Source organism: Brevundimonas sp. Bb-A (assembly GCF_009394735.1).
Lineage (GTDB): Bacteria > Pseudomonadota > Alphaproteobacteria > Caulobacterales > Caulobacteraceae > Brevundimonas > Brevundimonas aurantiaca.
In genome coordinates, this window is record NZ_CP045456.1 from 2,413,946 (window position 1) to 2,436,157 (window position 22,212).

Below are 22,212 nucleotides of genomic sequence, written 5' to 3' on the forward strand. Positions count from 1 at the left end.
AACGTCCGGCAACGGCGCCACGCCGGAGCAGGCGGAGAGGAGGAGGCCGCAGGCGGCCAGGCTCAAGAGGCGTCGGGGGTCCATGACACGTCCTCGATTTTCAGTCCCAGGGGGTTTTTCATCAGCTCGGCCTCGGTGCGAGGCGGCTGCAGGGTGGTGGTGATCAGGGCGCGCCAGCGTTCGGTCCCGGCCGCCTGGCCGTTGATGAAGCGGGTCTCGCGCCATTGCAGGTCGTAGGTCCGCTCGGTGCGGCGCACGACGTTGAGCACCTCGACATTGACCGCCTCTCGTCCGACCTCGGCGAAGGGGTCATGCGCCTGGGCCCAGCTGTTCAGGAAGGACGCGGCCTTGGGCGTCACGAGATCATAGGCGCGGAGCCAGTTCTGACGGATGACGATGGGGTCGATCGACTTGGAGCGGACATCGCGGATCCAGTCGGCCAGCGCCCTTCCCGTCTGGGCCTCGGTCGGCTCGTAGCGACCGCCTATGGCGGTGATGCGCTGGGTCTGGCCCAGATCCGAGACCTCGACCACGAACGGCTTGACCACGGCGCGCTCGGCCTGGACCCACCAGCCGGCGCCGAGAAAACCGGCCAGCACGAGATTGGCCAGGGCGATGCGCCGCCAGTTCCGCGCATGGGCGAGCGACAACCCCATGCGGTCGTCCCAGACCTGGCCGGCCCGCTGATAGGGCGTGCTCTCCGGCGCGGAGGCCAGGGCACGCTTGGGTTTGAAGAAGGGATGCATGGTCAGGTCTCCTCCGATCTCAGGCCGGGCGACACCGCCCCGCTGGTCTCGCCAGCGGGCAACAGCCCCCGCCCATGGTTGGCGACAAAGAACGCCTGCATCGCCGCCGCGCGGCCCGGGGCCGCAGCCGTTTGACCCGAGGTTGCGGTTGCGCCCGCCGCTTTGTGGAAGGTGCGGCGTGCCGCCTCGGCCTCGGCGTTGATCTGGGCGGCGGGGCGGGCGGGGGCCGCCTGGCCGGGATCGCCGTCGGTGGGGGATGGCGCGCTGTCCTTTTGCGGCGCGCCGGTCCAGGCGGTCACTGGCTCGGCGACGCCAGAGGGGCCTGAGGCGGATCGCGTCGCGGCCCAGGGATTGGATGCGGATCCTGACGTGGGTGAACGCGGCCCGGACGGCGAGGGATTGTCGTTCGACGGGCGCGGCGGAGCCGAGGGCGGAGTGGGCGGTCGCCCTGCGCCCGCGCCGGCAGCAGCGCGGGCAGACCCCGCGACCCGGGACGCGGCACCACCGGCGGCCGCCCCTGCGCCGGCGATCCCCGCGCCGGCGAGCAGCCCCGCTCCGCCGACGGCCAGCGCGCCGGTGACGGCCGAACCAGCACCGAGGGCGGGACCACCTGTGACCAGGGCCGAGGCCAGGTTGGGGATGAAGATGGCCAGCATGGCCAGCAGCATCGAGGCTACCAGGATGGTCAGGGCTTCGTAGAGGTCGGGATTGGCCGAGGGTTGGAGCTGGTCGAACACCGTCCGCGCGCCGGAGACCACGATCGCCAGGGCCAGCACCTTCAGGCCCGAGGAGACGACATAGCCAAGCGGCCGTTCGGCCAGGAAGGCAGACTTGGACCAGATACCGAAGGGCAGGAGCACGAAGCCGCCCAAGGTGACGATCTTGAACTCCAGCAGGGTGACGATGATCTGCAGCGCCAGGATGCCGAAGGCGAGCATGATGCCGATCATGGCCAGACCGAGGATCAGGGCGTCGGTCAGATTGCCGGCGACATCGAGCGGGTTGTTCACCGGCGCCGGAGTCTCGCCCAACGCCTTCACGATCTCCCAGCCCTGCTGAAGAATGGCACCGGGATTCAAAAACTCGCCTTGGGAGAGCGAACCGCCGCCGGCCGTGAGCCCGAGGTCGATGAAGCCGGCGTAGAGCGTCTCTGACAGAGCGTGCCAGTCGTTGATGACGTAGGCGAAAAACCCGATCAGCAGGATCTTGCCGAAGCCGGACGCCAGAATCTCGCGGTTGGGCGAGAGCAGCCACTGGATCGCGGTCAGGGCCACGACGAGGACGATCATCAGACCGAACACGCCGTTGACCGCGCCTTGCAGGGCGTTGAACCCGGCCGAGACGGTGTTGGAGAACACCACCATCAGCTCATTGGTTGTCTCCGGACTGACCGCCATGACCGTCGCGCCCTCAGTTCCGCGCGTTCGGCAGCGGGTTGAAGCTCGGCGCAGCCGGCGTGGCGCCGTCCCGACCCCAGAACTGCCGACGGGCCTCGGCCCCGGCGGCGCGCTCCGCCGCCGTGCGGGCGGTCTGCTCGGCCATCAGCCGCGACTGAGCGAGCATGATGGTGCGCATCGAGCTCAGGTCCTCGGCCAGAACGGCGAGGATCTGGGTCGAGGACTGGATGGCGGCGGTCTGGCCCTCGGCCCGTTCGCTGGCCGACAGGGCACCCTGCAGTCGCCGGTCCCGCCCCTGGCTGAGCCGCTCCAGTTCGGCGGCGGTGCGGGCCAGGTCCTGGGCCGTCTCTCGCGCCGCCGTTGTTCGCCGTTCGCTCTGCTGAAGCGCATTGGCCGGGTCGAGGCCCTCGACGGCGGTCGGATAGAGATCGGTGAACTGGTCTTCGAGCTGGGTGACGGTCGAGGCGACGCCCCGGACATTCCGGGCCAGTTCCCCGATGTCACGCAGGGTGGAGGTGGTCTCGCCAAGATGGCTGTAGGGCGAGGCGGCCAGCTCGCGCGCCTGGTTGGCCAGCATCCGGGCCTCGTTGGCGAGGCTGTCGAGCTGGCGCGAGGCCTGGAGCGCGTTCTCGATGTGATTGCGCGGGTCGAACACCACGGCCTGCGGTGGGGCCGGCGGCGGCGCGGGCGGTGGACTGGCCTTGGCCGGCTCGGGCTCGGAACAGGCCGCCAGGGTGACGGCGAGGCCGGCGAGCAGGAGCCCCCTACTCCGCCGCGATGGGCAGGTCGAAAGCGTCCAAGCCCATTGAATCGAAGATGGCGTCCACATGGGTCACTCCCTTGGCTTTGAGGAATTCACGGGCGAAGGCTGACGGATCGGCGTGGCTGTCGCCGAGCCGCTCCAGTACGTCGTCGATCAGGGTCTGGTCCTCGGGCGAGGACGCGCCGCAAAGTGCCAAGGCCACGCCCGAAAGCTTGAGATCGAACAGCCGCCGGCCCCGAGGCTGACGCCAGTAGTAGGCGCGCTTGGGCGTGGCGAAGGCGATCAGCTCCAGCTGGCGGCGATTGAGGCCGAAGCCGCGATAGAGGTCGGCGGAAGACGGCTCCAGCGCCCGCGGATTGGGCAGGAAGACCTGGGTCGGGCAGCTCTCGATCAGACTCGACGCGATCGGCGAGGCGGCGATGTCGTCAAGCGACTGGGTGGCGAACACCACGGCGACGCGCTTCTTCCTCAGCGTCTTCAGCCATTCACGGATCTTGGCGGCGAAGGCGGTCTCGCCGAGGAACAGCCAGGCCTCGTCCAGGATCAGCATCGTCGGACGGCCGTCGAACTCCCGCTCCAGGTGATGGAACAGGGCCGAGAGCACCGGGGCCACGGCCGACGGCGTCGCCATCAGGCTTTCCAGCTCGAAGGTGTCGAATCGGGTCGGCTCCAGCGCCTCAAACGCCCCATCCAGCAGGGCACCGTGCGGACCCTTCAGGGTCAGGGGTTCCAGGGCGGCGGCCACCGCCCGGTCCTGAACCAGGGCGCAGAACACCGTAAGGGTCCGCTGCGAGACCGGCGCATCCGCCAGCGCCGCCAGGGCGATCCAGATCTCTTCGCGCAGGCGCGGGCTGGGGTCCAGCCCGGCCAGTTTGCAGGTCTCGGCCAGCCACTCGGCCGCCCAGGCCCGCTCCGGCTCCTGATCGACCCGCGCGAGGGGTTGCAGGGCGAAGGGCGTCCCGGCCTCCAGGGCCCGCCAGCGTCCACCGGCCGCCAGGGTCGCGGCCCGGGCCGATCGGCCCTTGTCGAAGAACACCACCCGGGCCCCGGGATAGCGGAACCACTGCAGGGCCAGGAAGGACAGCAGCGCAGACTTGCCCGAGCCGGTGGGGCCCACGACCATGGCGTGGCCGACGTCGCCGACGTGCAACACGAGCCGGAACGGCGTAGAGCCCGTCGTCCGCGCCACGGCCAGAGGCGGGCCGTCGAGATGGGCGTCGATCGCCGGCCCGGCCCAGACGGCCGAAACAGGCAGGAGGTCGGCCAGGTTCAGGGTGGAGACCAGGGGTCGCCGGACATCGGCATAGGGCTCGCCGGGCAGGGAGCCGAGCCAGGCCTCGACCGCGTTCAGATCCTCGATCCGGGCGACGAGGCCCTGAGCGTTCAGCGCCGCCTCGATGGCACGAGCCTTCTCGGCGGCGACCGCCTCGTTTTGATCCATGACGGTCACGGTCAGGGTCAGATAGCCGAAGGCGCAGGCCTCGGCTCCCAAGGCCTCAAGCGCCCCGTCGCATTCCTCCGTCTTGGAGGCGGCGTCGGTGTCCAGAAGCGGGACCTCCTCCTTGGTGATGGCCTCACGAAGCAGGATGCCGACGCCCTTTCTCTTGGCGAACCAGCGCTTCCTCAGCTTGACGATCTCCCGCTCGGCCTCGGCCTTGTCGAGTCCGATCCAGCGCGCGCTCCAGCGATAGGCGAAGGGCAGCGACCCCAAGGCGTCGAGCAGCCCGGGCCGGGTGGTCGAGGGCAGGCCCCGCACCGAGACCACCTTCAGCCAGCGATCGCCGAGCCTGGGTGCCACGCCGCCGGTGAGGCCCGCGTCGGTCAGCCAGGCGTCCAGGAACATCGGCGTCTCGGGCGGCCGGACGGCGAAGGCTTTCGGTGAGACGCAGTCGTGCAGCCAGGTCAGCAGGGCCGGATCGTCCAGCGCCACCACTTCCGGCAGGGCATCGGCCAGGAGGTCCAGCACGCCGCCGGCCTCGCGGCGGAAGGTGTCCAGCGCCGTGCGCCAATCCCGCCCGCCTTTTTCCAGGCCGTCGAACAGCCAGCGCTCCATGTGCCGCGCGTCGTCCATCGGCGGCAGCCAGGTCAGGGCCGCGCGGAAATCGGTCTCGAACGCCGGGTCTGCGCCCTCGAACAGGGCCCGGAGCTCGGCGTCCACCAGCCAGGCCGCCTCGACCGCAATCTCGCCATCAGGATAGGCGGCGGCCGGTCGGCGGCTGGCCTCGACATGAAGGCACCAGCCAGTGCCGAGGCGTTTCAAAGCATTGTTGAGCCGGGCCCGCACCGCCATCAGCTCGTCCTCGGTCGAGGATTCCAGGTCCGGTCCCCGGAAGCGGAAGCCCGAGGTGAAGGAGCCGTCCTTGTTCAGCACCACGCCGGGGGCGACCAGCGCCGCCCACGGCAGATGGTCCGCCAGGGCCGCCGGTCGACGGCGATGCTCGTCGAGGAACCGCAAGGCCGCCTCACCCGTCCAGATGGCCGGGCAGCGCCAGATGACGCCGCAGGACATCGAAGAAGCGCCGGTCGGTGCGGGCGGCATAGAGGCCGATCGCATGGGCGATAGCCCACCACAGCAGACCCAGCCACCAGATGCGCAGCGCTAGGCCGAGCATCAGGGCGATGGTGCCCATGAGGATGGCGTAGTCGCGCGGCATCCCGGCCATCAGCATCGGCTCGGCCAGGGCCTGGGCGACCGGAAGCTCATAGCCGTCCGGCCGGCGGTCGAGCGAGATCTGCGCCATCACCCGATCTCCACGCCGCCGGCGAAGCCGAAGAAGTCGAGGAAGAAGGTCGAGGCGGCGAAGGCGATGGAGAGGCCAAACATAATGCCCAGGCCCCGCCGCATCGACGAGCCGTTCTCGCTCATGGCGATGCCGGCTCCGAACAGGACCACGGCCACCACGGCCGCGGCCTGGACCACGGGACCGGTGATGGACTCCACCACCTGCTGGAGCGGCCCTTCCCAGGGCATCCCCGACCCGCCCGCCAGGGCCTGGCCCGCCATCAGCAGGCCGCAGGTCGCCGTCGCGGCCGAAAGGCCGCGTAGAAGTAATCTACGCATCGGTTGCTTCCTGTTTGTAGGCGCATCAGCCGGCGCCGCGAATCAAGACAAACAAACTCATCCACATTTTGTCAACAGTGATGATGAGTATTTTTGCACAGCTCAAATCCGAGTTAGAGATGACTTAGGTGAACTCACAGCACAAACTCAATCTGACCCTCATAGGTGACTTGCCGTAAGTCACTCTGCGACTTGCCGTGACTTGCGTCCTATTCAGCAGTAGCGGAGGTTTTATGACCCTCGCCTCGGTCCGGTCCCCGTTTGTTCGGCGGCTCAAGCCAGAGTGCGCATGCGATAGCCGTCGTCTTCGGCGCCATCGACCGCGAGCACGGTTTCAACTCTTCGACCCTCCGGCGTGCGGCGGATGTGGACGATCCGGTCCACAGCCTGGCCGATCGCGCGCCGGGGCACGGTGCTCGAGACCTCGGCGATCAGATCTTCTAATCGGCGCAAGGCCTCCTCGGCGGAGTTGGCGTGCAGGGTCGACAGCCCGCCCGGATGGCCGGTGTTCCAGCTCTTGAGCGTCTCCAGCGCCGCCGCCCCCTCGCGCATCTCGCCGACCACGATCCGGTCCGGCCGCATCCGCAGGGCGTCGCGGACCAGATCGACCACGCCGATGACCTTGGGATATCGGCGCGTGAGCACAGAGACCACATCCCAGGCCGAGCACTGCAGTTCCGGCGTGTCCTCGACCAGGAAGACGCGATCATCGGCGAAGGCCGGCTCCGCCAGCACCGCATTGGCCAGAGTGGTCTTGCCCGGCCCGGTGCCGCCGGAGATCAGGATGTTCCGACGCTCCACCGCCGCGGACCGAAGCGCCTCCGCCTGCGCCTCGCTGATCACGCCGTCGCGGACATAGTCGTCCAGCCGCCAGATCACCGCCGGGCGTTTTCGGATCGAAAAGGCCGGGGCCGACGACACCGGCGGCAGAACCCCCTGAAAGCGCTCGCCGGTCTCGGGCAGGACGCCCGACAGACGCGGATCGTCGCGCGTCACGGGTTCGCCGACATAGTCCGCGATCAGCTTGATGGTCCGGTCGCGCGCCTCGGCCGACAGTCGTTCGCCTGTGTCCCGGCGGCCCGACCCCAGCACGTCGAGCACGATGCGGCCGTCGGGGTTGGCGAGGATCTCGACCACGGTCGGCTCGACCAGGGCCGCCAGCACGGTATCGCCGAGTGCGTGGCGCAGGGCCTCGAGCTTGCGCTCGGCGACAATCGGATGGGCCCGCACCTCAGTTGGCCGCGCCGAAGGATCGGGGCTCAGCGTCGAACCGAGACGGCGGCTCCGGCCGGGGGTCGCGACCCTGAACGATGCGGGACGCCGCCGCATCCAGCAGCCGGTCTATGCGCCGGTCCACCGCCGCCTGGACGGTCGGATCCTGATCGGCGACCGCATCAGGCAGGCGCAGGAACATCGCCTTGGCCACCTCGATCAGGACTTCCTGGACGATCTGCATGTCGCGCGAGTTGGACCGCATATGATCCCGAAGCGACCGCTCCAGCTGCAGCAGACGGTCCTCGGGATCGGCCTGGGGCGCCTTGGCCAGACCCCGCGCGATCGCCCGGCCCGCCGCCTGGCTGAGGGTGGCCTTGGAGGCCTTGGCCTCCCGATTGAGGCCGGCAATGACCCGGGCGTCGGTGAGATAGACCTGCACCCGCGTGCGGGCAGCGACCGTCTTGGGCATTCCTCTACTCCTTACAACTGACTGCGCGCCCCACCCTGACCTTGCAATTGATCCAAGGCCGCCTGCTGGGCGGCCATCTCCCCCGCGACCCGTTCGTAGATTTCTGCGGCCTTGGCGGCCGCCTTCTTGTCGTCGATCGCCCCAGCCACCTCCTTGAACAGGGGCAGCGTGGCCTCGGGGTTTTCGCCGAGCGCACGGCGGCCCGCCCACGGATGGGGCGCGCGTCCGGGGGTGTCGATCCGCGCGGCCTGATCCGGTGGTGGAAGCTTGGCCCGCGACCGGAACGGTTCGCGGCGGTCGTATTTTAGCTTCCTGGTCCGCAGCGGCTTGAAGCCGGCGACGAAGACGAGCTGATCGTCGTCCGGCAGAGCTCTGACTTCTCCCGGCTCCAGCAGAGGGCGCTCGATCTCAGAACGCGAGACCGAGCTGCGACCGGCTCCCAAACCGGCGGGACCGCTTCGGCTCGTCCGCGTCTCAGTGACCGTGCCGGTGAGTTTGGAGACCTTGTCCTGGGTCAGCGGGTCGAGCGCGGCGAAGGCGGTGTAGACGTGGCAGTTGTCGAGGATCGTGTTGTGCGGGCCGTAGGTCTCGACGATGTCGTTCAGCGACTGGGCCACGAACATGGTCTTGATGCCGTAGCCGCTCATCAACCGCAGCGATTTCTCGAAGAAGGCGAGACGACCCAACAACGGGAACTCATCCATCAGCATCAGGAGCTTGTGGCGTTTAGGCCGGCCGGTGGCGTCGGTCTTCTCGTGGGCCGTGAGAGACTGGGCGGCGGCGTAGAAAAACAACCGGACGAGAGGACGGAGCGCGGCCGCATCGGCCGGAGCGACCTGAACGTAAAGCGACACCGGGGCCTCGGCGCACATCAGATCGCCCATGCGGAAGTCCGAGGCGGACAGGCAGCGTTCGACGTCCTCGCCCGCCAGCCATTTGAGATAGGACCGCGCCGTGCCCTGAACCGAGGTGCGGAAGCGGTCGTGCATGGCCGCATAGCCTTTGACCGCGGTCTTGATGAAGGGATGGGTCTCGGGCTCGCCGTTGGGGCCGGGCCGGTGCAAAGTCTTGATCATCACGTCGGCGATATCGTCGAGGTCGGCGAGGAGTTCGCGGACCTTCAGCAGCGTCTTGTCGGCATCGTCGGCTGTGTAGAGGACGTGGAGGATGACGGCCTCGAGGATCTCCGAGGCGGCCTTGTCCCAGATGGCTTCGTCGTCGCGGGCGCCGCCGGGATCGGACAGGATCGCGACCAGGCGCTGGACCTGAGCCAACTCGCCGGAGCCGAGGGAGATTTCGGTGAGCGGGTTCCAGCGGGCGGATGCTGGATTGCGGGGATTGATGAACAGCGCATGAGAGAAGGTCGCTCGCCAACCCGCCGACAGCGCGAACAACTCGCCTTTGGGGTCATGGGCAAGAACGCTGCCTGTCCATGACAGCAGGGTGGGGACGACATGGCCCCTACCCTTTCCAGATCGAGTGCCCCCGGTTACCAGCGTCGGTCTAAGATCGACCGTCGCCAGTATCCGTCCGCGCAGAAGGCCAATCATCGCCCCGGTGGAGATCAGAAGCGACGCACGTCTGGCCTCTGCTACCCCACCCCATCCCCGCACACGAGAATTTCGCGCGTCGCCATCGAACAGAACACCAAGGCCCAGGCCCGCCGATGCCCCCAGGAGCATGAGTGCGGTGCTCGCCGCGAAGGCCTGGGGTTCTTCAGCACCGAACCGCGCACGCCACTCAAGGATCGACCAGGGCTGATAGAAGACCCAATCGGGGCCCAACCTCCAGCCAGCACCAAGGACGCTGGCCCACTGGAAGGTCCAGCCGATGTATTGCGTCGCGGCCTGTAGCCCGGCGAGAACGCCCAGACTGCCGGCCGCAAGCTTCAGACCCAAGCTCACAACACGCGTCCGTCAGTGACCGGCTTTCGCCAAATCGCCCACACCCCGGACAGGATGCAGGATGAGCATTTTCAACTTGCACGTGACGGCGATTTTTGGGCCGTCGCATTAGAGTTTTGCGACAGGCTGACGGGCCGCATGCTCGATCGTCGCAAGCCGAACCTGATCGCATGGCGATTGGGCATGCGCGGCTTCGTCTTCTTGAGCATGTCCTACACCCTAACGCCCCGTGGCAACGGAACCCATGTTTCGTTCTCCGCCGAGGTCAGCGGATTTGTACCCAGGATCTTCCCAAATCACTTTCCGAACCTGTTGCCTGCCCCGATGGCGGGAACCTTGCGCGCGCTTAAGCGCCGTGCGGAGATGAGGGGTAGTCGGCCTGCCTCCGTACCCGGGAAAAAGCCGCGTCATGGCGGACCCCACCCCGCCGACGCTTAGAGAATACTGTCGCTGAAGATGAGGCCAACTCCGACAGTCTGCAGAGCAGCAACCATTAAGCGCCAGCGCAAAGAAAACTCGGTGGATCGTTGGCGGCTGCGCCGAAAGCTCGACGCGGTAAGCGGATTGGCGCGTTCGTTCAGCGGCCAGGTCCAGGCCAGCGATCATGTTTCTCGTCGATCACGAAGGGATGGGCGTGAGCGGCGCCGGTGCCCCCTGCCCCGTCCGTCAGATGCGGATCGTCCGCCTCCAGATCCGGATGGCTGTGCATCAAAGTCTCGGGGTCCCGCGCTGGCCATATCAACAAACCGAGCACGGCACCCGTCGCGCACAGCGCCGCCAGAACGAGGAAGGCTGCGGCAGGATCAGCCTCGGCGCTGACCAATCCCGCCACCGGATAGGCGATCAGCCAGCAGGCGTGGGACAGGGCGAACTGGGCTGCGAACAGGGCAGGTCGATCCTGAGCGGTCGATGAGCGCCGCAGCGCCCGCCCCGCCGGGGTAATGGTCAATGAATACCCGAACCCCATGATCACCCACAGACCGATCAGGACCGGATAGCTGACGGCGACCCAGGCTCCGGCGAGCAGGACCGACGTCATCACACCCGCCCCCAGCACCATGGCCGTACGATCCGACACCCGGCTGAGCAGGCGCGGCAGCACGACGGCCGCTGTCATCGACCCACCGCCGAATGCCGCGAGCGCCCAGGCGGTCGCCTGTTGCGACAGGCCGAACTGTGACTGCACCAGGACCACGGTATTGACGAATACCATGGCCCCGCCCGCCGCCGTGGCCAGGCTGATGGCCAGGAGCCCGCGCAGACGCGGCGTGAGGGCGAACAGCCGCATGCCTGCGGTCAGCCGCTGGATGAAGGGTTTGGGCTGGATTCTGCTCAGCACCGGCAGGCTGGCCCCGACCACGAACAGCGCCGAGACGACGAACCCCAGCGCCGTGCCGACGAACAGGTTGTTGTAGCTGATGAAGGCTAGCAGCAGCGCCGCCAGCACCGGACTGGCCACGCTCTCCAGGTCGGCCGCCAGCCGCGAGAGCGACAGCGCCTTGGTGTATTCCGCCTCGTCGGGCAGCAGGTCCGGGATCATGGCCTGGAACGCCGGGGTGAAGGCGGCGGACGCGACATAGAGCACGGTCATCAGCCCATAGACCTGCCACGGCTCGCTGACGAACGGCAGGCTGACGGCGACCCCCGCCCGCACGACATCCAGCGAGACCAGCAGAGTCTTTCGCGGCAGACGGGCCGACAGGGCGCTCGCGAACGGGGCCACGCCGATATAGGCGATCATCTTGATCGCCAACGCAGCCCCCAGCACCTGTCCTGCATTCGCACCGGCCAGGTCGAAAGCCAGCAGACCCAGGGCGACTGTGGCCATGCCGGTGCCGAGCAGGGCGGCGACCTGAGCCGTGAACAGGTTGCGATAGGCGGCGTGGCGAAGCGGCGAAAACATCTGCATCTCTCTCGAGGGTCGCGCGTCAACCGAACATGCCCCGTAGTCCGTTCCGATCGAACCAACGACGGGGCGGGATCGGTCAGACGACCCGCTTGACCTCGCTGTAGGCGCCATCGGTGATCAGGGTGATGGTCACCGGCGCGCCCGTGCGGTTACGCCAGAACCAGCCGTGACTGCCGGTGAAGACCGCCGTCAGCGTGTCCTCGACCCGCTCGGACGAGCCCTTGGCATAGCCATGGTACGATGTGCCCGGCCGGTCGGCGTGGGTGTCATAGTTGATCCGGCCACCGCTGCTGGACCAAGTATAGCGGACCGTGGCCCCCTCCTGCATCACAAGCTTGATCTCTGCGCCCTGATCGGGTGCCAATGTCAAAACCGTCCGGTCCGACCGCGTCGCGGCCTGGGCCGCGGTGGCTACCGGAGCCGCGCCGGGAGCTGCGGTCGCAGGCGCGGTCGCATCCGCCGTCGGGGCGAGCGAGGTCGTCACTGTCGCGGGTGCCGGAGCCGCAGCCGCGGTCGCTGCGCTGGCCTCCGCTGCCTCCTCGGCCTGAGCCTCAGCGGCGAGCGAGACCTTGATCCGGCCCATCTCGGTCAGGCCGAACACCGAGCCGACGCGGGTCGGATCGACCCCGTATTCAGCGGGCATGACGATCGTGACCAGCAGGCCGGCGGCGATGACCGCGGCGATGCCCGTCGACTTCAGCAGCTTGGCGGTCGAGGGCAGTTCGGAGGCGGTGGGCTTGTTGGCGTTGTACATGGGTCAGTCTCCGATCAGAGGACGAAATAGCCGACGAGCTGATAGCCCGTCAGAACGAAACCGAGGGTCATCAGGACGACGTTGGCGACATAGGCATGCCGCCAGAAACTGCCGGTCTTCCGCCAGAACCCCATGGCGATCAGGATGGCGCCCAGGGCCAGGAGTTGGCCGATCTCGACGCCGATATTGAACGCCAGCAGATTCACGAACAGCCCGTCGGGGGCCATGTTGAAGTCCTGCAGCTTGGTGGCCAGGCCAAAGCCGTGGAACAGTCCGAACACCAGGGTCGCGACCTTGGTGTTCGGCTGGACCCCGAACCAGCGCTGGAAGGCACCGAGATTGTCCAGCGCCTTATAGACCACGGACAGGCCGATAATGGCGTCGACCAGATAGCTGGACACGCTGACATCCATCAGCACGCCCAGCAGGAGCGTGGTCGAATGGCCGATGGCGAACATCGTCACATAGATCGAGATGTCCTTCATCCGGTAGAGGAAGAAGATCACGCCGAACAGGAACAGCAGATGGTCGTATCCGGTGACCATATGTTTGGCCCCCAGATAGATGAACGGCCAGAACACGATGCCGGACGTCTCCTGGATATAGCCCTTGTCGCCTTCGGCCACGCCATGGGCGAGGGCCTGGCCGGTGACGCCGTCGATCAGGAAGAACAGCAGAACGGCGAACAGCGCCGTCGCGGGGGATTTGAGCCACGACCAGGCGTCGGGCCGGTAAGCCACTGTCATGGGGACCTTTCCAGGGGTTGGGTCTGAAGCGTTGGATGAGGCGGAGCGCGTCATTGGGCACCTCGCCTGCGTCGGAACGAGATACGGTCTCGCCAGGCCGGACGCGGTTGGTCGCTGGACCGATCACGGCCATGCACCAGGCTGTAGAGCGCGGGCAGGACCAGCAGGGTCAGGATCGTCGAGGAAAGGATCCCCCCAATCACGACCGTCGCCAGCGGGCGCTGGACCTCGGCTCCGGCCCCCACGTTAAGCGCCATGGGCACGAACCCCAGACTGGCGACCAGGGCGGTCATCAGAACTGGCCTCAGGCGCGTCAGGGCCCCTTCCCTGATGGCTTCGGCGACGGGCTTGCCCTCCTCGATCAGGCTGCGGATGAAGGTTACCATCACCACGCCGTTCAGCACCGCGACGCCGGACAGGGCGATGAAGCCCACGCCCGCCGAGATCGACAGCGGAAGATCCCGCATCATCAGGGCCGCCACCCCCCCGGTCAGCGCCAGAGGCACGCCGGAGAAGACAATGGCGGAGTCCTGCCACGACCGGAACAGGGCGTACAGCAGGCCGAAGATCAGCAGCAGGACCGCCGGCACCACGACCTGAAGTCGTTTTGCCGCCGAGATCAGCTGTTCGAACGTGCCGCCATAGGTGACCCAGTATCCGGCGGGTACCTCGACCTCGGCCTCGATCCGCTGCTGGGCCTCGCCGATGAACGAACCCAGGTCACGGTCCCGGACGTTGGAGGTGACCACGATCCGCCGCTTGCCGTCCTCGCGGCTGATCTGGTTGGGACCGACCGTGAGGGCGATGGTGGCGACCTCCGCCAGGGGCACGAACTGACGCGGCTGGCCTTCGTTCGCCGGCAGCGGCACCTGTAGGCGACCAATCGCGTCGGTGTTGGACCGGATATCCTCGGGCAGACGGACAACGACGTCAAAGCGCCGGTCTCCCTCGAAGATCTGCTCCGCCGTCGTGCCGCCCATCGAGGTGGAGATGACCGACTGGACGTCGTTCACGCTCAATCCCAGCCGGGCCATGGCCGTCCGGTCCGGCGTGATCTGCAGCACCGGCAGTCCCGTGACCTGTTCGGTCTGGGGGTCGGCCGAGCCTTCGACGCTGGCCACGATGGTCTCGATCTCGGCACCGAGCCTCAGCAGTTCATCCAGATCGTCGCCGAAGATCTTGATGGCGACGTCGGCGCGCACGCCGCTGAGCAGTTCGTTGAACCGCATCTGAATGGGCTGGGTGAACTCGTATTTGCTGCCGGGAACCTCGTTTACCGCCGCTTCCATCTCCTCGACCAGCTGGCCACGGGATTTGCGGGGATCAGGCCAGTCCTTGCGATCCTTCAGCATGATGAAGGTGTCGGCGACCGAAGGCGGCACCGGGTCGGTGGCCACCTCGGCGGTGCCGATCTTGGCCACGACCCGCTCGACCTCGGGGAAGGTCGCGATCCGGGCCTCCAGGGCGGTCTGCATATGGATGGCCTGGCTCAGGCTTGTGCCGGGGATGCGCAGGGCATGCATGGCGATATCGCCCTCGTCCAGGTTCGGAATGAATTCCGACCCCATCCGCGACGCGCCAAATCCCGCGAGCGCGACCAGAAAAACCCCCAGACCGATCATCAGGACCCTTGTCTTCAGCGCGAAATCGAGCGCCGGCTGATAGCCGATCCGCGCCCAGCGCATCAGGAAGCTGTCCTTTTCCTCGACCTTGCCGGTGACGAACATGGCCACCGCCGCCGGCACGAAGGTCAAGGACAGGACCAGGGCCGCCGTCAGGGCGATGACCACGGTGATCGCCATCGGGTGGAAGGTCTTTCCCTCCACGCCGGTCAGGGCGAAGATCGGCACATAGACCAGGGTGATGATCATCACCCCGAACAGCGACGGCCGGATCACCTCGCTGGAGGCGGTGGCGGCCAGTTCGAAGCGTTCTTCCCGGCTCAGGACGCGACCCAGACGATGCTGGGCCTCACCGAAGCGACGCAGGCAGTTCTCGACGATAATGACGGCCCCGTCGACGATCAGGCCGAAGTCGAGCGCGCCAAGGCTCATCAGATTGCCCGAGGTGCCGGTGCGCACCATGCCGGTGATGGTCATCAGCATGGTCACCGGAATGACCGCCGCCGTGATCAGGGCGGCGCGGATGTTGCCGAGCAGAAGGAACAGCACGACGATCACCAGAAGCGCGCCTTCCAGCAGGTTCTTTTCGACCGTATGAATGGCGCGTTCGACCAGGTCCGTCCGGTCATAGACTGGCGAGGCGGTCACGCCGTTGGGCAGGGCGCGCGCGGCTTCCTCCAGGCTGACGGCTGCCGCCTGGGCCACGACGCGGCTGTTCTCGCCGGCCAGCATCAGCACGGTGGCCAAAACGGTCTCGCGACCGTTCTCCGTTGCCGCGCCGGTCCTCAACTCTTCCCCCATCCCGACATCGGCGACATCGGCGATGCGGATCGGCACGCCGCCACGGGTGGCGATGACGACATTACCCAGATCCTCAGTGGTCGAGGCCTGACCCGGCACGCGGATCAGATACTGTTCGCCATAGCGTTCGACATAACCCGCGCCGACGTTGGCGTTGTTGTTGCCCAGGGCGTTCACCACCTCGGCCAGGGTCACACCATAGGCGGCGAGCCGGTCGGGGTTCGGGGTGACGTGATACTGCCGCTCATAGCCGCCGATGGTGTTGACCTCGGTGACGCCCTTGGTATTGCGCAGCTGGGGTCGGATTACCCAGTCCTGCAGCGTGCGCAAATCCTCGGTCGTATAGGGCTGGCCGTCGGGGCGGCGGGCGCCGGGCTCGGCCTCGATCGTGTACATGAAGATCTCGCCGAGCCCCGTGGCGATGGGCCCCATCTCCGGCGTGATCCCGGGTGGCAACTGGCTGAGCGCGTTCTGCAGACGCTCGTTGACCAGTTGCCGCGCAAAATAGATGTCGGTCCCGTCTTCGAAGATAACGGTGACCTGGCTCAGCCCGTAGCGGGAGACGGAGCGCGTATATTGAAGGCCCGGCACCCCTGCCACCGCCGTCTCGACGGGGAAGGTGATCCGTTGTTCGGCCTCCAGCGGGGAATAGCCGGGGGCCTCGGTGTTGATCTGGATCTGGACGTTGGTGATGTCCGGTGTGGCGTCGATCGGAAGGCGCTGGAAACTCCAGACGCCGACCGCGCAGGCCAGCAGGACCAGCGCCATCACCCCCCAGCGGAAGCGGATCGACAGCGCGATGATGCGTTCAAGCATGGTGTGCGCGCTCCCTAGTGATCATGGCTCGCGCCGGACTTGTCGATGTCCGCGCGAATGAGGAAGGCACCGTCGACGACGTATTCGGTGCCTGGCGCGAGACCGCCCAACACCTCCGTCCATTCGTCGGTGCGGCGGCCCAGTTCGAGCATCCGCACCTCATAGGTGTTGCCCACCTTGGCATAGACGACCTGGAAGTCGCGGAACGGCATGATGGCCTTGGTCTGGACCGCCAGCGGCACCTCGCCCTGGCCGACTTGGACCATTCCTTGGACCCCCAGTCCCGGCCGCCAGACCCCGCCCATATAGGCCAGATCGACATGGGCGATCAGGGTCTGGCTCATCGGATCGGTGCCGGGCAGGATAGTTTCGATCACGCCGTTGAACCGGTGATCTCCGGCCAGGCTGGTGACCTCGACCCGCTGTCCGGCACGAACACGCTCGGCGTCGCGCGGATAGAGCGAGAACTCGGCGTGAAGACGCGTGGGGTCGCCGATCACCAGCATCGGCTCGCCATTGCCGGTGATCTCGCCGGGGACCGCGTTCTTCTCCATGATGACGCCCGAGATCGGCGCGGTGACCGAGTAGGTCTGAAGACTTTCGCTGGACTCGACCCGGGCGAGGACCTGCCCCCGCGAAACCCGCTGACCCAATTCGGCGTTCAATGCCATGATCCGGCCCGGATAACGGGCGTGGACCTCGCTCTGGCCCTCCGGCGTGATCTCGACCCGACCACTCAACGGTAGGCTCTCGCCCAGTACCGCGCCACCGGCACGCGCGGTCGTCACGCCGCCGGCCTGTGCGGCGGCGGCCGTGATGATCGTGCGCCCCTCATAGGACGGGTAGCTCCAGGTCGATCGCTTGCCCGCATGAGTCGCCGCCACCGAAACATCGAACGAATGCGGCTCCGCCACGACGGTCGGACTGGTCAGATAATCCTCGGCCGCCGTGAAGACGAACCGGTCCACCGAAGGCCCCAGGCGGGTCAGGGCAATGAACGCCTGGACCTGACGCGGATCGACAGGCTTGTCCTTCAAATAGGGGTAGAGCCGATAGAGCGGTTCCGAACCTTCCTCAAAGATCGTGATCTCCAGAGCGAAGTCGCCGTCGCGCAACATCCGCCCATTGTGCGGCCCGCGCTCATAGTCTGCGGCGGCAGCGGCGGCAGCCTCGGGGCTCAGCTTTTCCGGCGCGCCCTGGCCGCAACCGGCCACGGCCAAGGCCAGTGTCAGCAGAGGCGTGGCCAGGCCTCGCCGTGCGGTCGGATAGCGGATCATGGTTGCATCTCCAGGCCGGTCAGGCCGCCATGCGCGCCGGTCAGCCGGTCAAGGCGGGCGCGCTCGATATGAAAGGATCTCAGAACCGCCACTCGCCGCGCCCGCGTCTGCAAAAGCGCGGTCTGGGCCTGGATGACGTCGTTGTAGGTGAAGCCGCCGCGAGCGAAGCCTTCACGGACGAGAACCACGGCACGCTCGGCCTGGGGCAGGGTCTCCTCGCCGATGCGCCGGGCCTCGCTGGCCTTGGCGGCTAGCAGGACCTGGAGCCGGGCGATCTCACGGTCCCGTTCGATCCGAAGGGCGGACAGATCGGCCTCGGCCGCGATCCGTTCGGCCTGGGCGCGTTCGATTGCCCCCTCGTTGCGATCATATCGGCCGAGCGGGATGGAGCCGCCGACCACGAAGGCGAGCGCGTCTTCGTTCCATAGATGCCTCACCCCGACGCTGACGGTGGCGTCCGGCACGGCGCGGGCCCGCTCAACGGCTACCCTTGAGGTAGCGATGTCGCGTTGGGCCGCGATCGCCGTCTCATCGATGATCGTGGGATCACCGGCCGGTCTACGCGACGCGCTGGTGTCGGTGAAATCCTCGTCCCGCAGCACAAAATCGGCCGGTCCCATCCAGAAGCTGGCCAGGGTGGCCCGGCCGAGGCGCGCCGCGATCTCGGCCTGATCAAAATCGATCTGGGCCTGGGCCAGTTCGGACTCGGCCCGGGCTCCCGCGAACAGGGGGTCACGTGCAGCGTTTACGCGGCGCTGGACCTCGGTCTGGAACCGTTCGGCCAGATCGAGTCGTTCTCGCGCGATCTCGACTTCGGCCTGCGCGGCCAGGGCTTCCGCCCAGGCGGTCTGAACCTGTTCGAGCCGGTCTAGCCGTCGGACCTGCGCCGTGGCTCCGACCAGCACACCCTCGCTGCGCGCCAAGGACACGCGGGCATCCCGGTCGCCGCCCCGCTCAATCGGCTGCTCGTAGGTCAGGGTCGTCTCGGAACGGTCGATCAGGCCGATGCCACCGACACCACCGATATTCTCAGCGACCAACCCCAGGGTCGGATTGCGCCGGACGTCGGCCTGGCGCACCCCCGCTTCAGCAGCGCGCACCCGGGCGGCCGTACCCGCGAGGGCAGGATCGGCCGAGGCCGCGAGGGCGAGAGCCTCTTCGAGGGTCAGAGAGCGAGCGGCTGCGTCAGCCGACGGTGGGGACTGTGCCATGGCGAAGGACGGCGGCATGGCGGCCGCCAGAATGAGCGCGAGGACCGTGACGGTCGGTGTACGCGCCCACGATCCGGCAAAGCCGGACGATGGGGTATGCAAGGGATATCTCCAAAAACGGAATGGCGCGCGCGGCCGGCTGGCCGCGTCGGATCAAAGGATCGCGCCTGTCCGTTTCGGGGGGTATTCGGGCCCGTCGAGCCCGACGTCTTCCAAGGGTGGGCTTCGCCCGAGGCTGTGCTCCGCGACACGGACCAGCTGCAGCGGCCCGGCCACGCTCAGGGCTGGCGTGGTCGATGGCTTTTCGACGCCGCTGTGGTGATGTCCGGTCGGCTGTCCGTCCTGGTCTTGGTCCGGTGCATCGGGTGTGGTTTCGGTCGGCGCCACATGCATGTGAGCATGCCCGTGGTCGTCGCTCGCCACCATGGCGACGGGAGGCCAGCCGGCCGAATGTCCGACCTCATGCTGAGCCTGAGCGGACGCGTGCAAGGTCAGCGCCGCCACCAAAGCGACGCATAGCGAGACGCAGAATGTCCGAATCGATGGCGGCAAGGGAACTCCTGAGGCTCACGTATCCCGCCTCAGGGCAAACTTCAACACGAGTGGCCCCCGCGTACGACGCTGCGACATCCTCGCTTCCCACTAAAGATCGGCGAACCTCGACGACGAAGACCATAGGCGCGATAGGTGGTGTCGAACGGAGCTTACCGACATGTCCCTCTCGCCCGCCCCCCAGCTCGCGCCCTCTCGTCGGTCTTTTGTCCGGGCCTTGCCGGGTCTGGCCCTGGCGTCATCGGTCTTGGCTTCGCCGGTCCTTGCGGCCCAGGCGGTTCAGGCCATCACCGTCTACAAGACGCCTTGGTGCGGCTGCTGCGGGGCCTGGGTCCAGCATTTGACGGCGGCCGGATGGACGGCGACGGTGCGCGAGTTGGAAGACCTTGCCCCCATTCGCCGCCGCTACGGCGTGCCCGACGCCCTGGCGTCCTGTCACACTGGAGTTGTGGGGTCCTATGCGATCGAGGGACATGTGCCGGCCGAGGACGTGGCCCGACTGGTCCGCGAGCGCCCCGACGCCTTCGGTCTGTCGGTGCCGGGCATGCCGGCGGGATCCCCGGGGATGCCAGCCCCGGCCGACCGGGTCCAGGGGTTCCAGACCCTGCTTATCCTCAAAAACGGTGCCACCCGCGTGTTCGCCAGCCACGGATGACGCCCGCCACGATCTCGCCGACGACGCTAGCAGTCTATCTCGGTGCGGCGCTCGCCGAGATCGCAGGCTGCTACGCCTTCTGGACCTGGATTCGCCTGGGCAGGTCGGTGGCGTGGATCGTTCCGGGGTTGGCGTGCTTGGCGGTGTTCGCCTGGTTGCTGACCCTTGTGGAGGTCGAGGCCGCGGGACGTGCCTATGCCGCCTACGGCGGCGTCTATATCCTGTCGTCTCTTCTTTGGCTCTGGCTGGTCGAGGGCAGCCGCCCCGACCGATGGGATGTCATTGGGGCTATGCTGTGCCTGATCGGTGCAGGCGTCATCCTGTTCGCGCCGCGTCCTTGATCAAACCGGGCTAAACTGCTGATCCTCGCGTGCGTCGTAAGAACCGGTTCGCAGCGAGAGGGCTTGGCGGAGGAGATGGCACTTGAACCCCTCGGAACTGGGCAGATCGCGTGAGGTCAACCGGTTACCAGATGGACCTGCGCCAGACCGTTTGGTTGGTTGCCTTCCTGAACCTCTCCTATTTCGGGGTCGAGTTCACGGTCGCGCGGGCCATTGGGTCGGTCTCCCTTTTCGCGGACTCTGTCGACTTTCTTGAGGATGCAGCGATCAACCTGCTGATCGGCATGACGCTTATGGCTTCGGCGACGGTTCGGGCACGGGTCGGTCGATGCCTGGCCATTTTGATCCTGATCCCGGGACTGGCGACGATCTGGACGGCTTGGAGCCAGTTTCAGGCGCCGTCCCCTCCGCAGCCGATTTTGCTTTCGGTGACCGGAGCGGGGGCCTTAGCAGTCAACCTCGCCTGCGCCCTTTTGCTCACACGGTTCCGCGCCAGCCGGGGCAGTCTGACGCGCGCCGCCTTCCTGTCCGCCCGCAATGACGCTCTGGCCAATGTGGCGATCGTCGCCGCCGGCCTCGTGACCGCCTTCCTTTGGCGTTCCGCTTGGCCGGACCTGATTGTCGGCCTGGCGATCGCAGCACTAAACGCCGACGCGGCGCGGGATGTCTGGAGGGCCGCAGGACGCGAGGCGGACGTGAATCAGGCCTGACCTTTGGGCGTTTCGGCCGCGACACCGTCTTTGCGCAACAGAGTCGTCAACAGCTCGATCTGCTCCTGCTGTTTGCTGATCAAGGTCTGGATTTGGCTGTCACGCATCTGATCCAGTTTTTCATGCAGGGCCATGATCTCGATCTCCGCCTTCAGGTTGACCTCATAGTCATGTGAGGCATCCAGCCGATCTTTCGTAGCCTGCCGGTTCTGACTCATCATGATGATCGGGGCCTGGATCGCAGCGAGCATCGACAACAACAGGTTCAGGAAAATGAAGGGATAGGGATCGAAGGCGTGCCGACCAAGGGTGAGATTCAGGATCGCCCAGACCAGCAAAAACAAACCAAAGCTGCTGATGAAGCCCCAGGAGCCACCCAAACGGGCGACTCGGTCGGACAGGCGTTCGCCGAAGGTCAGGTCGCTCTTGAACGCCGCATTGACGTCCTGCGAAACGGGTTTTCGATGCACCGTGCGGCTGAGGACGCGGCGCTCGGCTTCCGCTAGCTCCGGCGTGGCCTTGCCAAGCCAACGCCGTGCAAGATGATCCAGGTCGAGTCTGTCGTTGGTCATCGCCATCTCTTCATGAGGGATGTGAGGGTCGGATCTGGCGTCAGTGCTGCGTCGGGCCTGCGCCCGCAGTCGTCGGTTCGCCAAGCCATCGCCAGCCGATCAAGGCCCAGATTGATCCCAGTGCCCACCCGGCGGCGACGTCGGTCGGCCAGTGCACGCCCAGATAGACACGGCTTGCGCCAATCATAAGCACCACCGATCCGGCCACCATATAGATCATTCTACGGGAGCTCGGGCGGACCGCGCCCGCCGCTAACAAAGCCGCGAGTGTGAAATAGATGGCGACGGACAAGGTGGAATGGCCGCTCGGGAAACTGTTGGAATAGACATAGCTCCCGTGGGGCACGAGGTCCGGTCGGGGCCGGGCGTAGGCGAGCTTCAGCACATCGCTCGTCAGCTCGGCGCCGAGCGCCACCGTTGCCATGCCAAGCGCCTTGCGCCACCGCCTGGCTCGCATCAGCGTGACCACAGCGACGATCGTGACGAGCGTCAGCACCGTGAAGCCGCCGAGGGCCGTCACGTCACGCATCGCCTCTTCAAGCCACCGCGGCCCGAGCGGATCATTCTGATCGCCCCTTTCACGCATCAGCAGCATCAGGCGTTCATCGATCGCCCGGGTCTCGCCTTCACGCATTTCGCCCGCGAGGGTCAGGAAGCCCCAGATGGCCAGCGAACCGGCCATGAAGGTCGC

General features: G+C 67.0%; 20 protein-coding genes. 3 read left to right on the forward strand and 17 right to left on the reverse strand.

Annotation, left to right across the window (positions count from 1 at the left end; translation table 11 throughout):
- Positions 1-62: 62 nt before the first annotated feature.
- From trbF to BSP_RS11935, 15 genes are all read right to left on the reverse strand, one after another.
- The gene (trbF, locus tag BSP_RS11865) at positions 63-746 is read right to left on the reverse strand and encodes a conjugal transfer protein TrbF (RefSeq protein WP_008260103.1); all 684 of its coding nucleotides are present in this window, start codon (positions 744-746) and stop codon (positions 63-65) included.
- A 2-nt stretch (positions 747-748) separates the two neighbouring features.
- Positions 749-2,143, reverse strand: a complete 1,395-nt coding sequence (locus BSP_RS11870) for a type IV secretion system protein (RefSeq protein WP_152950472.1) — start codon at positions 2,141-2,143, stop codon at positions 749-751.
- Between the two features lie 13 nt (positions 2,144-2,156).
- Complete coding sequence (locus BSP_RS11875; protein WP_227975951.1) at positions 2,157-2,972, reverse strand: conjugal transfer protein TrbJ; 816 nt, start codon at positions 2,970-2,972, stop codon at positions 2,157-2,159.
- Positions 2,908-5,361 (reverse strand): conjugal transfer protein TrbE, encoded by a 2,454-nt coding sequence (gene trbE / locus BSP_RS11880; protein ID WP_152950473.1) that lies wholly within the window; start codon positions 5,359-5,361, stop codon positions 2,908-2,910. The genes BSP_RS11875 and trbE overlap by 65 nt, the downstream gene beginning before the upstream one ends.
- A gap of 7 nt (positions 5,362-5,368) precedes the next feature.
- Positions 5,369-5,647: a VirB3 family type IV secretion system protein gene (locus BSP_RS11885; protein ID WP_152950474.1), complete on the reverse strand. Its 279-nt coding sequence runs from the start codon at positions 5,645-5,647 to the stop codon at positions 5,369-5,371.
- On the reverse strand, positions 5,647-5,967 hold the full coding sequence (locus tag BSP_RS11890; protein WP_050771641.1) for a TrbC/VirB2 family protein: 321 nt from the start codon (positions 5,965-5,967) through the stop codon (positions 5,647-5,649). The genes BSP_RS11885 and BSP_RS11890 overlap by 1 nt, the downstream gene beginning before the upstream one ends.
- Positions 5,968-6,240: 273 nt before the next feature.
- The gene (trbB, locus tag BSP_RS11895; protein ID WP_152950475.1) at positions 6,241-7,197 is read right to left on the reverse strand and encodes a P-type conjugative transfer ATPase TrbB; all 957 of its coding nucleotides are present in this window, start codon (positions 7,195-7,197) and stop codon (positions 6,241-6,243) included.
- Position 7,198: 1 nt separating this feature from the next.
- Positions 7,199-7,651 carry a hypothetical protein gene (locus tag BSP_RS11900; protein ID WP_152950476.1) on the reverse strand — a complete coding sequence of 151 codons (453 nt, stop codon included), beginning with the start codon at positions 7,649-7,651 and terminating at the stop codon, positions 7,199-7,201.
- 11 nt (positions 7,652-7,662) lie between these two features.
- Positions 7,663-9,549, reverse strand: a complete 1,887-nt coding sequence (locus tag BSP_RS11905; protein WP_227975952.1) for a type IV secretory system conjugative DNA transfer family protein — start codon at positions 9,547-9,549, stop codon at positions 7,663-7,665.
- Between the two features lie 583 nt (positions 9,550-10,132).
- Positions 10,133-11,458, reverse strand: a complete 1,326-nt coding sequence (locus BSP_RS11910; RefSeq protein ID WP_152950477.1) for an MFS transporter — start codon at positions 11,456-11,458, stop codon at positions 10,133-10,135.
- Between the two features lie 82 nt (positions 11,459-11,540).
- The gene (locus BSP_RS11915) at positions 11,541-12,218 is read right to left on the reverse strand and encodes a transmembrane anchor protein (protein ID WP_152950478.1); all 678 of its coding nucleotides are present in this window, start codon (positions 12,216-12,218) and stop codon (positions 11,541-11,543) included.
- A gap of 14 nt (positions 12,219-12,232) precedes the next feature.
- The gene (locus tag BSP_RS11920; protein WP_152950479.1) at positions 12,233-12,964 is read right to left on the reverse strand and encodes a HupE/UreJ family protein; all 732 of its coding nucleotides are present in this window, start codon (positions 12,962-12,964) and stop codon (positions 12,233-12,235) included.
- A 50-nt stretch (positions 12,965-13,014) separates the two neighbouring features.
- Positions 13,015-16,203 (reverse strand): efflux RND transporter permease subunit, encoded by a 3,189-nt coding sequence (locus tag BSP_RS11925; protein WP_152950480.1) that lies wholly within the window; start codon positions 16,201-16,203, stop codon positions 13,015-13,017.
- A gap of 14 nt (positions 16,204-16,217) precedes the next feature.
- On the reverse strand, positions 16,218-17,480 hold the full coding sequence (locus tag BSP_RS11930; RefSeq protein WP_152950481.1) for an efflux RND transporter periplasmic adaptor subunit: 1,263 nt from the start codon (positions 17,478-17,480) through the stop codon (positions 16,218-16,220).
- Complete coding sequence (locus tag BSP_RS11935) at positions 17,477-18,793, reverse strand: TolC family protein (RefSeq protein ID WP_227975953.1); 1,317 nt, start codon at positions 18,791-18,793, stop codon at positions 17,477-17,479. Before BSP_RS11935 ends, BSP_RS11930 begins: the two co-directional genes overlap by 4 nt.
- Before the next feature lie 610 nt (positions 18,794-19,403).
- Here BSP_RS11935 and BSP_RS11945 point away from each other — a divergent pair.
- The 3 genes from BSP_RS11945 to BSP_RS11955 all read left to right on the forward strand — a co-directional run bounded on the left by BSP_RS11945 (position 19,404) and on the right by BSP_RS11955 (position 20,949).
- Positions 19,404-19,898: a DUF411 domain-containing protein gene (locus tag BSP_RS11945; RefSeq protein ID WP_152950483.1), complete on the forward strand. Its 495-nt coding sequence runs from the start codon at positions 19,404-19,406 to the stop codon at positions 19,896-19,898.
- A complete protein-coding gene (locus tag BSP_RS11950) occupies positions 19,895-20,239 on the forward strand; it encodes a YnfA family protein (protein ID WP_152950484.1) in 345 nt (114 codons plus the stop codon). Before BSP_RS11945 ends, BSP_RS11950 begins: the two co-directional genes overlap by 4 nt.
- Positions 20,240-20,370: 131 nt before the next feature.
- Entirely contained in the window at positions 20,371-20,949 is a 579-nt protein-coding gene (locus tag BSP_RS11955; RefSeq protein ID WP_152950485.1) for a cation transporter, read from the forward strand.
- On the opposite strand, the gene BSP_RS11960 is transcribed toward BSP_RS11955, so the two are convergent.
- Together BSP_RS11960 and BSP_RS11965 are read right to left on the reverse strand one after the other, a co-directional pair.
- Complete coding sequence (locus tag BSP_RS11960) at positions 20,940-21,521, reverse strand: DUF1003 domain-containing protein (RefSeq protein ID WP_152950486.1); 582 nt, start codon at positions 21,519-21,521, stop codon at positions 20,940-20,942. The genes BSP_RS11955 and BSP_RS11960 overlap by 10 nt on opposite strands.
- 40 nt (positions 21,522-21,561) lie before the next feature.
- Positions 21,562-22,203 carry a phosphatase PAP2 family protein gene (locus BSP_RS11965; RefSeq protein WP_194166965.1) on the reverse strand — a complete coding sequence of 214 codons (642 nt, stop codon included), beginning with the start codon at positions 22,201-22,203 and terminating at the stop codon, positions 21,562-21,564.
- Positions 22,204-22,212 lie beyond the last annotated feature (9 nt).

Coding starts and splice junctions, on each gene's coding strand:
- BSP_RS11925 (WP_152950480.1), bottom strand. CDS start 16,203: ATGCTTGAACGCATCATCGCGCTGTCGATCCGCTTCCGCTGGGGGGTG.
- BSP_RS11930 (WP_152950481.1), bottom strand. CDS start 17,480: ATGATCCGCTATCCGACCGCACGGCGAGGCCTGGCCACGCCTCTGCTG.
- BSP_RS11875 (WP_227975951.1), bottom strand. CDS start 2,972: ATGTGGACGCCATCTTCGATTCAATGGGCTTGGACGCTTTCGACCTGC.
- BSP_RS11950 (WP_152950484.1), top strand. CDS start 19,895: ATGACGCCCGCCACGATCTCGCCGACGACGCTAGCAGTCTATCTCGGT.
- trbF (WP_008260103.1), bottom strand. CDS start 746: ATGCATCCCTTCTTCAAACCCAAGCGTGCCCTGGCCTCCGCGCCGGAG.
- BSP_RS11900 (WP_152950476.1), bottom strand. CDS start 7,651: ATGCCCAAGACGGTCGCTGCCCGCACGCGGGTGCAGGTCTATCTCACC.
- BSP_RS11920 (WP_152950479.1), bottom strand. CDS start 12,964: ATGACAGTGGCTTACCGGCCCGACGCCTGGTCGTGGCTCAAATCCCCC.
- BSP_RS11890 (WP_050771641.1), bottom strand. CDS start 5,967: ATGCGTAGATTACTTCTACGCGGCCTTTCGGCCGCGACGGCGACCTGC.
- BSP_RS11955 (WP_152950485.1), top strand. CDS start 20,371: ATGGACCTGCGCCAGACCGTTTGGTTGGTTGCCTTCCTGAACCTCTCC.
- BSP_RS11870 (WP_152950472.1), bottom strand. CDS start 2,143: ATGGCGGTCAGTCCGGAGACAACCAATGAGCTGATGGTGGTGTTCTCC.
- BSP_RS11965 (WP_194166965.1), bottom strand. CDS start 22,203: ATGGCCGGTTCGCTGGCCATCTGGGGCTTCCTGACCCTCGCGGGCGAA.
- BSP_RS11910 (WP_152950477.1), bottom strand. CDS start 11,458: ATGTTTTCGCCGCTTCGCCACGCCGCCTATCGCAACCTGTTCACGGCT.
- BSP_RS11945 (WP_152950483.1), top strand. CDS start 19,404: ATGTCCCTCTCGCCCGCCCCCCAGCTCGCGCCCTCTCGTCGGTCTTTT.
- BSP_RS11915 (WP_152950478.1), bottom strand. CDS start 12,218: ATGTACAACGCCAACAAGCCCACCGCCTCCGAACTGCCCTCGACCGCC.
- BSP_RS11885 (WP_152950474.1), bottom strand. CDS start 5,647: ATGGCGCAGATCTCGCTCGACCGCCGGCCGGACGGCTATGAGCTTCCG.
- BSP_RS11960 (WP_152950486.1), bottom strand. CDS start 21,521: ATGACCAACGACAGACTCGACCTGGATCATCTTGCACGGCGTTGGCTT.